Source organism: Pseudomonas sp. KU43P, from assembly GCF_033095865.1.
GTDB lineage: Bacteria > Pseudomonadota > Gammaproteobacteria > Pseudomonadales > Pseudomonadaceae > Aquipseudomonas.
The window spans coordinates 486,902-500,879 of the sequence record NZ_AP019365.1 but is presented as its reverse complement, the minus strand read 5'-3'; the positions used below and the strand labels follow the sequence as shown (position 1 = coordinate 500,879).

General features: G+C 63.1%; 12 protein-coding genes. 4 read left to right on the top strand and 8 right to left on the bottom strand.

The genetic code is table 11. The features are described from left to right. Positions 1-25: 25 nt before the first annotated feature. The 7 genes from KU43P_RS02240 to tkt form a co-directional block, all read right to left on the bottom strand. Positions 26-2,146 carry a putative bifunctional diguanylate cyclase/phosphodiesterase gene (locus KU43P_RS02240; RefSeq protein WP_317660866.1) on the bottom strand — a complete coding sequence of 707 codons (2,121 nt, stop codon included), beginning with the start codon at positions 2,144-2,146 and terminating at the stop codon, positions 26-28. 196 nt (positions 2,147-2,342) lie between these two features. Continuing rightward, entirely contained in the window at positions 2,343-3,407 is a 1,065-nt protein-coding gene (gene fba / locus KU43P_RS02235) for a class II fructose-bisphosphate aldolase (RefSeq protein WP_008093958.1), read from the bottom strand. Between the two features lie 100 nt (positions 3,408-3,507). Continuing rightward, positions 3,508-3,837 carry an MliC family protein gene (locus KU43P_RS02230; RefSeq protein ID WP_317660865.1) on the bottom strand — a complete coding sequence of 110 codons (330 nt, stop codon included), beginning with the start codon at positions 3,835-3,837 and terminating at the stop codon, positions 3,508-3,510. A gap of 163 nt (positions 3,838-4,000) precedes the next feature. Next, the gene (locus KU43P_RS02225) at positions 4,001-4,219 is read right to left on the bottom strand and encodes a hypothetical protein (protein ID WP_317660864.1); all 219 of its coding nucleotides are present in this window, start codon (positions 4,217-4,219) and stop codon (positions 4,001-4,003) included. Between the two features lie 32 nt (positions 4,220-4,251). Further along, positions 4,252-5,415 carry a phosphoglycerate kinase gene (locus KU43P_RS02220; protein ID WP_317660863.1) on the bottom strand — a complete coding sequence of 388 codons (1,164 nt, stop codon included), beginning with the start codon at positions 5,413-5,415 and terminating at the stop codon, positions 4,252-4,254. A gap of 12 nt (positions 5,416-5,427) precedes the next feature. Beyond that, the gene (gene epd, locus KU43P_RS02215; RefSeq protein WP_317660862.1) at positions 5,428-6,489 is read right to left on the bottom strand and encodes an erythrose-4-phosphate dehydrogenase; all 1,062 of its coding nucleotides are present in this window, start codon (positions 6,487-6,489) and stop codon (positions 5,428-5,430) included. Positions 6,490-6,620: 131 nt separating this feature from the next. Continuing rightward, entirely contained in the window at positions 6,621-8,618 is a 1,998-nt protein-coding gene (tkt, locus tag KU43P_RS02210) for a transketolase (protein ID WP_317660861.1), read from the bottom strand. Positions 8,619-8,856: 238 nt separating this feature from the next. On the opposite strand from tkt, the gene KU43P_RS02205 reads away from it, so the two are divergent. From KU43P_RS02205 to KU43P_RS02190, 4 genes are all read left to right on the top strand, one after another. Further along, positions 8,857-9,837 carry an ArsR/SmtB family transcription factor gene (locus KU43P_RS02205; RefSeq protein WP_317660860.1) on the top strand — a complete coding sequence of 327 codons (981 nt, stop codon included), beginning with the start codon at positions 8,857-8,859 and terminating at the stop codon, positions 9,835-9,837. A gap of 19 nt (positions 9,838-9,856) precedes the next feature. Continuing rightward, positions 9,857-11,047, top strand: a complete 1,191-nt coding sequence (gene metK, locus KU43P_RS02200; protein ID WP_176513774.1) for a methionine adenosyltransferase — start codon at positions 9,857-9,859, stop codon at positions 11,045-11,047. 145 nt (positions 11,048-11,192) lie between these two features. Then, a complete protein-coding gene (gene ligB / locus KU43P_RS02195; protein ID WP_317660859.1) occupies positions 11,193-12,890 on the top strand; it encodes an NAD-dependent DNA ligase LigB in 1,698 nt (565 codons plus the stop codon). Between the two features lie 131 nt (positions 12,891-13,021). Then, positions 13,022-13,414, top strand: coding sequence for a DUF1090 domain-containing protein (locus tag KU43P_RS02190; RefSeq protein WP_317660858.1), 393 nt, complete (start codon positions 13,022-13,024; stop codon positions 13,412-13,414). Between the two features lie 58 nt (positions 13,415-13,472). On the opposite strand, the gene KU43P_RS02185 is transcribed toward KU43P_RS02190, so the two are convergent. Further along, positions 13,473-13,919, bottom strand: coding sequence for a c-type cytochrome (locus KU43P_RS02185; protein ID WP_317660857.1), 447 nt, complete (start codon positions 13,917-13,919; stop codon positions 13,473-13,475). Positions 13,920-13,978 lie beyond the last annotated feature (59 nt).

The window sequence follows — 13,978 nt, the reverse complement described above, 5'->3', positions numbered from 1 at the left end:
TGTAACGAAAGGCGATTCTAGCCAATCAGGGCCGTGGCCAGGGAAAAATCGCCGGGAAGCCGCTGGCGTCCGCCGCCGTCATCGGGTGGGCGACCAGGAAACCTTGCACGTAGGCACAACCGTTGGCTTTGAGCCAGGCCGCCTGGGCCGGGGTTTCCACACCTTCGGCAATGACCGTGATGCGGTAGTCCGCACACAGGCCGATGATGCTGCGTACCATCGCTGCGTCCGGTGCCGAATCAGGCAGACGTGCGACCAGGTGGCGGTCGAGTTTCAAAGTATCGATCGGCAGGTCACGCACCATGCACAGCGAGCAGTCTCCCGTACCAAAGTCGTCCAGCGCCACCCGCACGCCCAGTTCGCGCACCCGGTTAATCTGCTTGATCGCCATCTCGATGTTGCCCATCAGCGAGGTTTCGGCAATTTCCACTTCAAGCTGCGCCGGGTTCAGTTGATAGTCGTGGATCACCCGCTGCAACTCGTCGACCAGGCTGGGCATGGCGAACTGTGCCCGGCTCAGGCTGATACCCAGCACCAGGTCCGGAGCAAAGCGCTCACGCCATGCCTGGCGCTGGGCCGCGCCCTGGCGATAGATCCAGCTGGCCAGGCGGTTGATCAGTCGCGCTTCTTCCAGCAGAGGAATGAACAGGCCCGGTGGTACATCGCCAACGCTGGGATGCTGCCAGCGCAGCAAGGCCTCGAAGCCGCGCAGGTGACCATCGACGAAGCCCACCTGGGGCTGGTACACCAGGCTGAAGTCCTGGGACTCGACCGCATTGCGAACGCTGTCTTCGAGCATCAGCCGCGAACGCGCCCGGCCGTTGAGTTCCTGGTCGTAGAAGCGGTATTGCTGGCGCCCGGCCTGCTTGGCCGCATACATCGCGGCATCGGCCGCACGCAGCAGGCCTTCCACAGTCGACCCGCAATCCGGGTAAGTGGCGATGCCGATGCTCACCCCTAGGCAGATATCCATGCCCTCCATCTGCTGCTGGATGGACACACGTTCCAGCAGTTGTTCGGCAAAGCGCCCAGCTTGCTCAGGGTAAGGCAGGCTGTCGAACAGCGCGGTGAACTCATCACCGCCCATACGCGCAAGCAATGCCTGACTGCCCAGGCAGTCTCTGAATTGCTCGGCCACCCAGCGCAATACCCGGTCACCGGCTTCATGGCCCAACGAATCGTTGATGCGTTTGAAGCCATCCAGGTCCATGTACATCAGGGCTTGCGCCTTTTCAGAGCGTTCATTGCGCAGCAGTACGCCTTCGGCGGCCTGGTAGAAACCGCGTCGGTTCAACAGCCCGGTGAGGGGGTCGGTGACCGCCTGGTATTCGAGTTGCTGGTGCAGGTTGCGTACCACTGACATGTCGAGCACCGTCACCACCATCGCCTGCTGGTCGGCAGGCAATGGTGCGCAGGACAGCGCCACCGGCACCAGGTGGCCGTCAACAGTGCGCAAGTGGGCATCGTGCACACGGAAAATGCGCCGTGCCAGGTAAGCTTGGTGGAAGTCCGAGTCGTGCCACAGGGTGGCGTCAGGCAATTGCACCAGGTCCAGCAGGTGCACGCCCTGAAGTTGCTCCACCGGCGCCTGGAGCAGATGCGAAATCGCGGGGTTGGCAAAACCGATGGTGCCCGAGGCATCGACCACCAGAATGCCCTCGGCGGCGTTTTCCAGGATCGAGGCATTGAATGCCCGGGCGTCCTCGAGCTCGCGGGTGAGGCGTTGCAGCATGCGCCGATTGCGTTGCTGCTCTAGTTGCGCCTGAACCTTGGGCTTGAGGATCTGCGGATCGAACGGCTTGAACAGGTAATCCACCGCGCCACTGGCGTAGCCCTTGAGCACGGCGGCATCGGACTGTTCGTTGGCGGTGAGGAATATGATGGGGGTGAGCCGGGTGCGCTGGCTGCCACGCATGAGACGTGCTACTTCGAAACCGTCCATTTCCGGCATCTGCACGTCCAGCAGCACCAGGTCGACATCGTGTTCGAGCAAGGCGCTCAGGGCTTCCATCCCGGAGCTTGCCGTCAATACTTGCCAATCCTTACGGGCCAGCAGGGCTCGCATGCTGATCAGATTTTCCGGGTAATCGTCCACCACCAGGAGCACGGAGTTGCTCTCTAGCGGTTGAGGGTAAGCGCCATCCATGCTGCTTCTCTTGTGTGACCGACTTCAACTTACGATTGGATCCGATTAATACTCTAGACTTGAGACTCCAACAAGCAATGGAATCAGAACGCTATCAGATAACAATTCCAAGGGTAGTCGACTAACGGTCACTTGCTGGTGATTCGCCCATAAAAAAACCCGCATATTCTGCGGGTTTTTCGTTTCTTCCAGCGGATCAGTTGACCTTGGCGGCCAGCTCGCCTTTCAGGTAACGCTGGAACATGCCTTCCAGGGAGATCGGCTTGATCTTCGAGGCGTTGCCGGCAGTGCCGAACGCTTCGTAACGGGCGATGCACACGTCACGCATGGCCTTGACGGTTTCACCGAAGAACTTGCGCGGGTCGAACTCGCTCGGGTTCTGCGCCATCAGGCGACGCATGGCACCAGTGGAGGCCAGGCGCAGGTCGGTGTCGATGTTGACCTTGCGTACACCGTGCTTGATGCCTTCGACGATTTCCTCGACCGGTACGCCGTAGGTTTCCTTGATGTCGCCGCCGTACTGGTTGATGATCGCCAGCCACTCTTGCGGTACCGAGGAAGAACCGTGCATCACCAGGTGGGTGTTGGGGATGCGCTTGTGGATTTCCTTGATGCGGTCGATGGCCAGCACGTCACCGGTAGGCGGTTTGGTGAACTTGTAGGCACCGTGGCTGGTGCCGATGGCGATGGCCAGGGCGTCGACCTGGGTCTTCTTGACGAAGTCGGCGGCCTCTTCCGGGTCGGTCAGCATCTGGCTGTGGTCCAGCACGCCTTCGGCGCCGATACCGTCTTCTTCACCGGCCATGCCGGTTTCCAGCGAACCCAGGCAGCCCAGCTCGCCTTCGACCGAAACGCCGCAGGCGTGGGCCATGGCAACGGTCTGCTGGGTAACGCGGACGTTGTACTCGTAGTCGGTCGGGGTCTTGCCGTCTTCGCCCAGCGAGCCGTCCATCATGACCGAGCTGAAGCCCAGCTGGATCGAACGCTGGCACACGTCAGGGCTGGTGCCGTGGTCCTGGTGCATGCACACCGGGATATGCGGGAATTCTTCGATGGCTGCCAGGATCAGGTGACGCAGGAACGGCGCGCCAGCGTATTTGCGAGCACCGGCCGAAGCCTGGACGATGACCGGAGAGTCGGTCTTGTCGGCCGCTTCCATGATGGCGCGCATCTGCTCGAGGTTGTTGACGTTGAAAGCTGGTACGCCGTAACCGAACTCGGCGGCGTGGTCCAGCATCTGGCGCATGCTAATGAGTGCCATTGTGTATCTCTCTCCCGACAAGCGTCGTTTGTTTCGTGCAAGCCTGCCGCAGGGGCGGTTGCTGTTCAAGTAGTGTGGGCCGTTTACGCGGCCCGGCCAGTCACGGTGCCTTGCAGCCCCGCCCTATCAGATCGTTGGTCGCCACCCAGTACACCAGGCCTTCTTCGCCCTTGGTGTGGAAGGCCAGCACGCCATCGCTGTACATCGCACCCGAGGCGCTCGGCTCGGACTTGAGCCGGTAGACTTGGTCACCGCCGCCGAGGCGAACGTCGACCGAGTCCTGTTGCGCATCGGCGAAGCGCCATAGCACTTCGGTCTGGCTGTCGCAGACCCAGCGGGTCCAGTTGTCTGCCGGGGCGGGTTGCGCCGGCTGCAGCAGCGAGCATCCTGCCAGTGTCGCCAGGGCCGTCACGGCCAAGAGCGCTTTCATCAAATTACTCCGCTTGGGGCTGCTTTGCAGCCCAATCGCCGGCAAGCCGGCTCCCACATCGAAGTCGCCGCTGTATCTGTGGGAGCCGGCTTGCCGGCGATAGGCCGCACAGCGGCCCCCTGTTCAAGACCACAAAACAGCCTGCAGGTTGCCAACCACCCGATCAAGGGCAGCCCGGCGCCTTGCGCTGGTGCTCTTCGTCATATTTTTCCAGGCCTTCCGGGCCCACGCGCTTGCTGATCACCGGCACGGTCTCGGCCTGCCACTCGGACTGATAGCAACCACCCTTGGGCGCTTGCGCCGGGTCGCTGTCCGACGACGGTGCGCTGGAGCAGGCGCCCAGCAAAGCCGCCACGATCATCACAGGCAATCGCTTGACCATCAGGTCGCTCCCTTTGCCAGGCGCCGCCATTGTCAGGCTTTTGCCCGCTCTTCCAGGATCGCCACAGCCGGCAGTACCTTGCCCTCGACGAACTCGAGGAACGCACCGCCACCGGTAGAAATGTAGGAGATATCGGCGCCAACGCCATATTTATCGATGGCTGCCAAGGTGTCGCCGCCGCCAGCGATGGAGAATGCCGCGCTGTCGGCGATGGCCTTGGCCAGCACCTTGGTGCCGTTGCCGAACTGGTCGAACTCGAACACACCGACCGGGCCGTTCCACAGGATGGTCTTCGACGACTTCAGCAGCTCGGCGAAGTTGGCGGCGGTTTGTGGGCCAATGTCCAGAATCATGTCGTCAGCCGCCACATCAGCGATGGCCTTGACGGTGGCTTCGGCGGTTTCGGCGAATTCCTTGGCCACGACCACGTCGACCGGCAGCGGTACGCTGACCTTGGCGGCGATGGCCTTGGCGGTGTCCACCAGGTCAGGCTCATACAGCGACTTGCCAACCGGGTGACCGGCGGCGGCGAGGAAGGTGTTGGCGATACCGCCACCGACGATCAGCTGGTCGCACACGGTGCTCAGGCTGTTCAGCACGTCCAGCTTGGTGGACACCTTGGAGCCGGCAACGATGGCCGCCATTGGCTTGGCCGGGGCTTTCAGGGCCTTGCCCAGGGCATCCAGTTCGGCAGCCAGCAGCGGGCCGGCCGCGGCGACCTTGGCGAACTTGGCAACACCGTGGGTGGAGCCTTCGGCGCGGTGAGCGGTGCCGAACGCGTCCATGACGAAGACGTCGCACAGGGCAGCGTACTTCTGCGCCAGCTCGTCAGCGTTCTTCTTCTCGCCCTTGTTGAAGCGCACGTTCTCGAACAGCACCAGCTCACCGGCTTTGACCTCGATACCGTCCAGGTAGTCAGCGACCAGTGGCACGTCGCGGCCCAGGGCCTTGCTCAGGTAGTCGGCTACCGGCTTGAGGCTGTTCTCGGCCGAGAATTCGCCTTCGGTGGGGCGGCCCAGGTGCGAGCAGACCATTACCGCCGCGCCCTTTTCCAGGGCCAGCTTGATGGTCGGCAGCGCAGCCAGGATACGCGCGTCGCTGGCTACCACACCGTCCTTCACAGGCACGTTGAGGTCTTCGCGGATCAGTACGCGTTTGCCTTGCAGGTCGAGGTCGGTCATCTTCAACACGGTCATGAATGCAGTCCTTCAGGGCTGTTTGGTGCGGGTTGGGTGGACGACGTGCAGAAAGTGTTCGGCAACGTCGAGCATACGGTTGGCGAACCCCCATTCGTTGTCGAACCAAGCCAGCAGGTTCACCAGGCGAGGGCCTGAGACGCGGGTCTGGCTGGCATCGACGATGGCCGAATGCGGGTCATGGTTGAAATCACAGCTGGCGTGGGGCAGCTCGGTGTAGGCCAGCAAGCCTTTCAGCGGGCCTTCCAGCGCCGCCTCGCGCAATACCCGGTTGACCTCGGCCGCACTGGTGTCGCGGGCGGTCTGCAGGGTGATATCCAGGCACGAGACGTTGACGGTCGGCACGCGTACCGCTTTGGCCTGGATTCGCCCGGCAAGTTCCGGCAGCAGCCGCTCGATGCCCCGCGCAAGCCCCGTGGACACCGGAATCACCGACTGGAAGGCCGAGCGCGTGCGGCGCAGGTCTTCGTGGTGATAGGCGTCGATCACCGGCTGATCGTTCATGGCCGAGTGAATGGTGGTGATCTGCACGTACTCGATGCCAAAGGCCTGGTCCAGCACACGCAGCAGCGGTACGCCGCAGTTGGTGGTGCAGGAGGCATTGGACACCAGGCGCTCGCCGCCGGTCAGGACATCCTGGTTGATGCCGTAGACCACCGTGGCATCCACGTCGGCCTCACTGGCCATGGGTTGGGAAAACAGCACCCGCGGCGCGCCAGCATCGAGGAAACGCTGGCCATCGGCGCGGGTGTGATAGGCACCGGAACACTCCAGCACCAGGTCGATATCCAGAGACGCCCAGTCGACGCCCTCGGGAGTGGCGCTGCGCAACACCTTCACGCAGTCGCCATTGATATGCAGACAATCGCCGTCGACCTTCACCTCGCCGGGGAAACGCCCGTGAGTGGAGTCGAAGCGTGTCAGGTACTCAACGCTGGCCTGGTCGGCCAGGTCGTTCAGCGCAACGATCTCGAAACCGGCCTTTGCCCCTCGCTCGAACAGTGCGCGCAGGACACAGCGGCCAATGCGGCCATAACCGTTGAGTGCAACTTTGTAGGGACGCAGGTGGGGCATTGGTGGCTCGCTAACGGGCTATAGGGGCCGCTTTGCGGCCCATCGCGGGCAAGCCCGCTCCTACAGGGATTGCGAACATCCTGTAGGAGCGGGCTTGCCCGCGATGAGGCCATCAAGGCCGCATAGGTCTATCAGTCTTCCAGCAGCTCTTCGGCGGTGCCCAGGATGTTTTCCAGGGTGAAGCCGAACTCCTCGAACAGCGCAGGAGCCGGCGCCGACTCACCGTAGGTGGTCATGCCGATGATACGACCTTCCAGGCCGACGTACTTGTACCAGAAGTCAGCGTGGGCGGCTTCGATGGCGATACGCGCACCTACTTCCACTGGCAGCACGGACTGCTTGTAGCCGGCGTCCTGGGCATCGAACACGCTGGTGCACGGCATGGAAACGACGCGTACGTTGCGGCCCTGTTCGGTCAGCTTGGCATGCGCCTGAACGGCCAGGCCCACTTCCGAACCGGTGGCGATCAGGATCAGTTCCGGCTCGCCAGCGCAGTCTTTCAGAACGTAGCCGCCGCGGTTGATGTCGGCGATCTGCTGGGCGTCGCGCGCCTGGTGCTGCAGGTTCTGGCGCGAGAAGATCAGCGCCGAAGGGCCGTCCTTGCGCTCCAGGGCGTGCTTCCAGGACACGGCCGATTCGACCGCGTCGGCTGGGCGCCAGGTATCCAGGTTCGGTGTGCTGCGCAGGCTGGTCAACTGCTCGATCGGCTGGTGAGTCGGGCCGTCTTCGCCCAGGCCGATGGAGTCGTGGGTGTAGACGTGGATCACGCGCTGCTTCATCAGAGCAGACATGCGTACCGCGTTACGGGCGTATTCCATGAACATCAGGAAAGTCGCGCCGTAAGGCACCAGGCCGCCGTGCAGGGCGACACCGTTCATGATCGCGGTCATGCCGAATTCGCGCACGCCGTAGAACACATAGTTGCCGCTGGCGTCATTGGCTTCTACGCCCTTGCAACCTTTCCACAGGGTCAGGTTGGAGCCAGCCAGGTCAGCCGAGCCACCGAGGAACTCAGGCAACAGTGGGCCGAAGGCATTCAGGGCATTCTGGCTGGCCTTGCGGCTGGCGATGGTCTCGCCCTTGGCAGCCACTTCATTGATGTAGGCCTGGGCCTTCTCGCTGAAGTCGGCCGGCAGCTCGCCACTGTCACGGCGCTTGAACTCTGCGGCCAGCGCTGGGTAAGCCTTGGCGTAGGCGTCGAAACGCTGGTTCCAGTCGGCCTCGGCCTTGGCACCGGCAGCCTTGGCGTCCCACTCGGCATAGATGTCGGCAGGGATTTCGAACGGACCGTGGTTCCAGTTCAGTTCCTTGCGGGCCAGGGCGATTTCGTCGTTGCCCAGCGGTGCACCGTGGCAGTCTTCCTTGCCCTGCTTGTTCGGCGAGCCGAAACCGATGATGGTCTTGCAGCAGATCAGGGTCGGGCGGTCGCTCTTGCGCGCCGTCTCGATCGCCATCTTGATTTCTTCGGCGTCGTGACCGTCGACGTTGCGAATCACCTGCCAGTTGTACGCTTCGAAGCGGGCCGGGGTGTTGTCGGTGAACCAGCCGTGCACTTCACCGTCGATCGAGATGCCGTTGTCGTCGTAGAAGGCGATCAGCTTGTTCAAGCCCAGGGTGCCGGCCAGCGAGGCGACTTCGTGGGAGATACCTTCCATCATGCAGCCATCGCCGAGGAACACGTAGGTGTTGTGGTCGACGATGTTGTGGCCGTCACGGTTGAACTGGGCGGCCAGCACTTTTTCCGCCAGGGCGAAGCCCACGGCGTTGGCGATGCCCTGGCCAAGCGGACCGGTGGTGGTTTCGACGCCAGGGGTGTAACCGTATTCCGGGTGGCCCGGGGTGCGGCTGTGCAGTTGGCGGAAGCCTTTGATGTCATCGATGGTGACGTCGTAGCCGGTCAGGTGCAGCAGCGAATAGATCAGCATCGAGCCGTGGCCGTTGGACAGCACGAAGCGGTCACGGTCAGCGAATTTCGGATTGCTCGGGTTGTGCTTCAGATAGTCGCGCCAAAGCACTTCAGCGATATCCGCCATGCCCATGGGGGCACCTGGGTGGCCGCTGTTAGCCTTTTGCACGGCATCCATGCTGAGGGCACGAATGGCGTTGGCACGTTCACGACGGCTGGGCATCGCTTATCTCCTGGGGCTTGAATAGGTGGTGTTACGAAAAAGGCGGCCATTTTCGCCCACAGGCGGGCCCCGGGGCAATGACGTATGGTCGCAGTTGGGTATTTTTCCTGTGATTGGGCAGCAAAGCGGGTGAAAACCGGGAAACCATAGCGACCACCGCACCCGCCCATCAGCCAATATCAAAACTTTTTGATATTGGTCTTGCGAGGGCAACGATGCCTGTCTAGACTGCCGGCCCATGAATCAGCGTGCGCAATCGATCCCGCCCCAGCAAAGTGACACCCTGGCAGCCCTGTGCAAAGCCAGCGGCGACGAGTTGCGCCTGAACGTTCTGCGGGTACTGGCCAGCGACTCGTTCGGCGTGCTGGAGCTGGCGCAGATCTTCGACATCGGCCAATCGGGCATGAGCCATCACCTCAAGGTGCTGGCCCAGGCCGAGCTGGTGGCCACGCGCCGCGAAGGCAATGCCATTTTCTACCGCCGCGCCCTGCCGCACGGCCGCCTGCACACGGCGCTGCTCGAGGAGGTCGACGAACTGGCCCTGGCGCAGGATGTCCAGGCCCGCATCGCGCAGATCCAGCAACGCCGCGCTGCCACCAGCCAGGACTTCTTCCTGCGCGTGGAGGAGAAATTCCGCGCCCAGCAAGACCTGATCGCCGGGCTGCCGCAGTACCGCGAAAGCTTGCTGGCACTGCTCGACAAACTGAATTTCGCGCCAAGCGCCAGCGCGCTGGAAGTAGGCCCCGGCGACGGTGGCTTCCTGCCCGACCTGGCTCGGCGCTTCGCCCGCGTCACCGCCCTGGACAACAGCCCGACAATGCTCGATCTGGCGCGCCAGGTGTGCGATCGCGAAGGCCTGAATAATGTAAACCTGCAGTTGGCCGATGCACTGGGTGCAACGGATGTGGAAGCCGACTGCGTTGTGCTGAACATGGTGCTGCACCATTTCAGCGACCCGGCCCTGGCCCTGCGCCTGCTGGCCAAACGGGTGAAAGCGGGCGGCAGCCTGCTGGTCACCGAACTGTGCAGCCATGACCAGGGTTGGGCGCGGGATGCCTGCGGCGACCTCTGGCTCGGCTTCGAACAGGACGACCTGGCCCGTTGGGCCAATGCGGCTGGGCTGGCCCCCGGGGACAGCCTCTACGTGGGCTTGCGTAACGGTTTCCAGATACAGGTCCGCCATTTCCAGCGGACGACTGGCGACACTCACCATCGGTAAATTTTAGGAACCCGTCGAGATGAGCGAATACTCCCTTTTCACCTCCGAGTCCGTGTCCGAAGGGCATCCGGACAAGATCGCCGACCAGATTTCTGACGCGGTCCTGGACGCCATCATCGCCCAGGACAAGTACGCCCGCGTGGCCTGCGAAACCCTGGTCAAGACCGGTGTCGCCATCATCGCCGGCGAAGTGACCACCTCGGCCTGGGTCGACCTGGAAGAGCTGGTGCGCAAGGTCATCATCGACATCGGCTACAACAGCTCCGACGTCGGCTTCGACGGCGCCACCTGCGCCGTGATGAACATCATCGGCAAGCAGTCGGTGGACATCGCCCAGGGCGTTGACCGCTCCCGCCCGGAAGACCAGGGCGCGGGCGACCAGGGTCTGATGTTCGGCTACGCGAGCAACGAAACCGACGTGCTGATGCCAGCACCTATCTGTTTCTCGCACCGTCTGGTCGAGCGCCAGGCCGAAGCGCGCAAGTCCAAGCTGCTGCCATGGCTGCGCCCAGACGCCAAGTCGCAGGTCACCTGCCGCTACGAAAACGGCAAGGTCGTGGGTATCGACGCCGTCGTGCTGTCGACCCAGCACAACCCTGAAGTGTCCCAGAAAGACCTGCAGGAAGCGGTGATGGAGCTGATCGTCAAGCACACCCTGCCTGCCGAACTGCTGCACAAGGACACCCAGTACCACATCAACCCGACCGGCAACTTCATCATCGGTGGCCCGGTGGGCGACTGCGGCCTGACCGGCCGCAAGATCATCGTCGACTCCTACGGCGGCATGGCCCGCCACGGTGGTGGCGCGTTCTCCGGCAAGGATCCGTCCAAGGTCGACCGTTCCGCCGCCTACGCCGGCCGCTACGTGGCCAAGAACATCGTCGCCGCTGGCCTGGCCGAGCGTTGCGAGATCCAGGTGTCCTACGCCATCGGCGTGGCCCAGCCTACCTCCATCTCGATCAACACCTTCGGTACCGGCAAGGTTTCGGACGCCAAGATCGTGCAACTGGTGCGCGAGTGCTTCGACCTGCGTCCATACGCCATCACCACCATGCTCGACCTGCTGCACCCGATGTATCAGGAAACCGCTGCCTACGGTCACTTCGGCCGTACCCCGCAGCAGAAGACTGTCGGCGACGACACCTTCACCACCTTCACCTGGGAACGTACCGACCGCGCCCAGTCGCTGCGTGACGCTGCCGGCCTGTAATCTTCCTACAGCGGTAAACGAAAGCCCCTGCCGAGTGATCGGCAGGGGCTTTTTCGTGACATATCGGCTGACAACTGCCCTCTGCAGGGCCGCAGACACCCGCCTAGGCTGAGCAGCACCTCCCCGCCATGCAAGGATGCTGGCCATGCCCTGGATGCTGCTCTTCACGCTGTTGATACTGCCCATTCTCACCGCCCAGGCGCACGAATGCCCACCGTGGTCGGCCACGCGGGCAGCCACCGAAGCTGCCAGCTTGCGCAAAACACTTGAACGCTGGGACGACCACTACCACCGGCTCGGCAAGGCGCTGGTGGCCGATGAGTTGTACGACCAGAGCCGCCAGTACCTCACGCATCTTCACCAATGCTTTGCCCTGGAAGGCGAACTGGACTCGCTGGCCAGCGCTCGCGGCCCGATACCCCATCCAATTCCCCATACGGGTGTCGACAAGCTGCCGGACGAAACGGCAGTAGCGCGCTGGATGGCCGGTAAACAAATGGTGTGGATCCAGCCCAAGGTCGACGGCGTCGCTGCCTCGTTGATCTACCGACAAGGTCGGCTGGTCAAGTTACTCAGCCGCGGCGACGGCCTACGCGGGCACGACTGGAGCCGTCATATTCCCCACCTCGAAGCGATCCCCCAGCAGTTGTCCCAGCCACTGGACCTGACCCTGCAAGGCGAGCTGTACCTGCGCCTGCCAGCGCACGTGCAGGCCGAAGCAGGCAGCGCGGGGGCACGTGGCACGGTTGCGGGGTTGCTCGCCCGCAAGCAGCTGGACCGTGAAGGCGGCGCCCGCATCGGCCTTTTCGTCTGGGACTGGCCGCACGGCCCATCCCGCCAGGCCGAGCGCCTGGCGCAGCTGAGTGCGCTGGGCTTCCCCGACAGCCAGCATTACAGCAGAGCCATCGACAGCCCTGAACAAGCCGGCGAATGGCGGCTGCACTGGTATCGTTCTGCCCTGCCCTTCGCCACCGACGGCGTGATTCTGCGCCAGGACAGCCGCCCTCCCGCCGAACGCTGGCAAGTCAATGCGCCCTACTGGATCGCGGCGTGGAAACACCCCTACACCCAGGCGCTGACAGAAGTGCGCGATGTGCACTTTCGGGTTGGGCGCACCGGCAAGATCACGCCGCTGCTCATGCTTCGGCCGGTCGAACTGGATGGTCGACGCATCACTCAGGTCAGCTTGGGCTCCCTGGCCCGCTGGCAGGCCATCGACGCGCGCCCAGGGGACCAGGTGGCCATCAGCCTAGCCGGGCTGACCATCCCGAGATTCGAACAGGTCGTGCACCGTGCAGCCGAGCGGCAACCGGTCACACCACCCGTGCCTGGCCAGTTCGACGCCCACAGTTGCTGGGAGGTCAGTGAGGGTTGCGAAGAGCAGTTCATCGCCCGGCTCACCTGGCTCAGTGGCAAGCATGGTCTGGCCCTGTCCGGTATAGGGCCTGGCACCTGGCGGCGCCTGGTGGAGAACGGCCAGGTGGCAGCCATCAGCGATTGGCTGGCACTGGAGGCTGAACAGCTCATGAGCGTACCTGGCATCAGTGAACCCTCGGCCAGGCGCCTGCTGAATGCATTCGCCGCTGGCCGTGCACGGCCCTTCGAACAGTGGCTGCGCGCGCTCGGCGTACCGGCCCCTCGTGCAATGCCGCTGGAGGGGGACTGGCCAACGCTGGCCAGGCGCTCGGCGGGTGACTGGCAAGCAGTGCCTGGAATAGGCGAAACACGAGCAGGGCAACTGAAGGCTTTCTTTTCTTCGGCGACTGTTCAGGGTATTGCCGAGCAGCTGGGTGGCTTCGACATAGACGGGTTCACCCGTCACAACGCACTCACGGCGCAATGACTTTTCACAAAATAGAGGCCATGAATGCCACGGTTTGTTCTAGAAAAGTCCAACAAGGGTTCCTAAATCGGTAAAACCAAGGCAGCATTTGCCACAACTTTCTGCTGCCCCGCCCCGTCAAGGAGGCCCTGATGAAACGTATTTCCACCCTCGTTCTGCTGGCAACACTCGGCCTGTGCGCAGGTGTCGCGCAGGCTGCCGAGCCGGATGCCGGCCTGACCGGTTGCGCTGCCAAACGCAGCGCCATCGAGAATCAGCTGAAGATCGCCCGTGAGCATGGCAACAGTGACCAAGTCGCAGGCCTGGAAGAGGCGCTGCGTGGGGTCGACAATTGCACCGACGCGAGCCTGCGCAAAGAGCGCGAGCAAAAGGTGCTCGATGCCCGTCATGAAGTGGCGCAGCGCGAGAAAGACCTGAAGAAGGCCGAGAAGAAAGGCGACGCGGAGAAAATCAACAAGCGCAAGGACAAGCTGGCCGAGTCGCGCAAGGAACTACAGGAAGCGGTCGACGAACTTGACCGTTGATGCGCATCGACTGTGAGGGGCTGATCACCGGCAAGCCGGCAATAGCCCCCACGAAGGATCAATGATTGCGGAACTCGGTATGGCAGGCCTTGCAAGCAGCCTCGACCTTGTCCATCGGCCCTTTCAGCTGCGCAGCGTCCAGGGGCTGAGTGCGCGTCACCTCGACCAACTCGCCGGTGACGCCTTCCAGGGCCTGGGCAAGGTCATGGAAGCGTGCCTGGCGCTCCCACACTTCGGGCCGCGCGCTGCTGTCGCCGTCATCGCGCACCTGGGGGAAGTGCTGCCAGGGCTCGTGGGACAGGGTGTCGAGCTTCAGCGCCCCATCGGCGAACTTGACTGCGTCGAACGGCAAACGCCCGCGCAGCATGCCTCCTAGATCCTCGCTGGTCTTGAGCATGTCCTTGAAGATCGCCTTGCGCTTGCCCAGTGGCGAATTCGGGTCGACCCGGTCACAGGCGGTCAGGGCAAGGGCGGCGAGCAGTACTACGGTCAATCGCTTGAACATCACGGTCTCTTGGGCCTCGCAAATGGGCGGCCAGTATCGCCGCCTGCCGGGCAAAGACC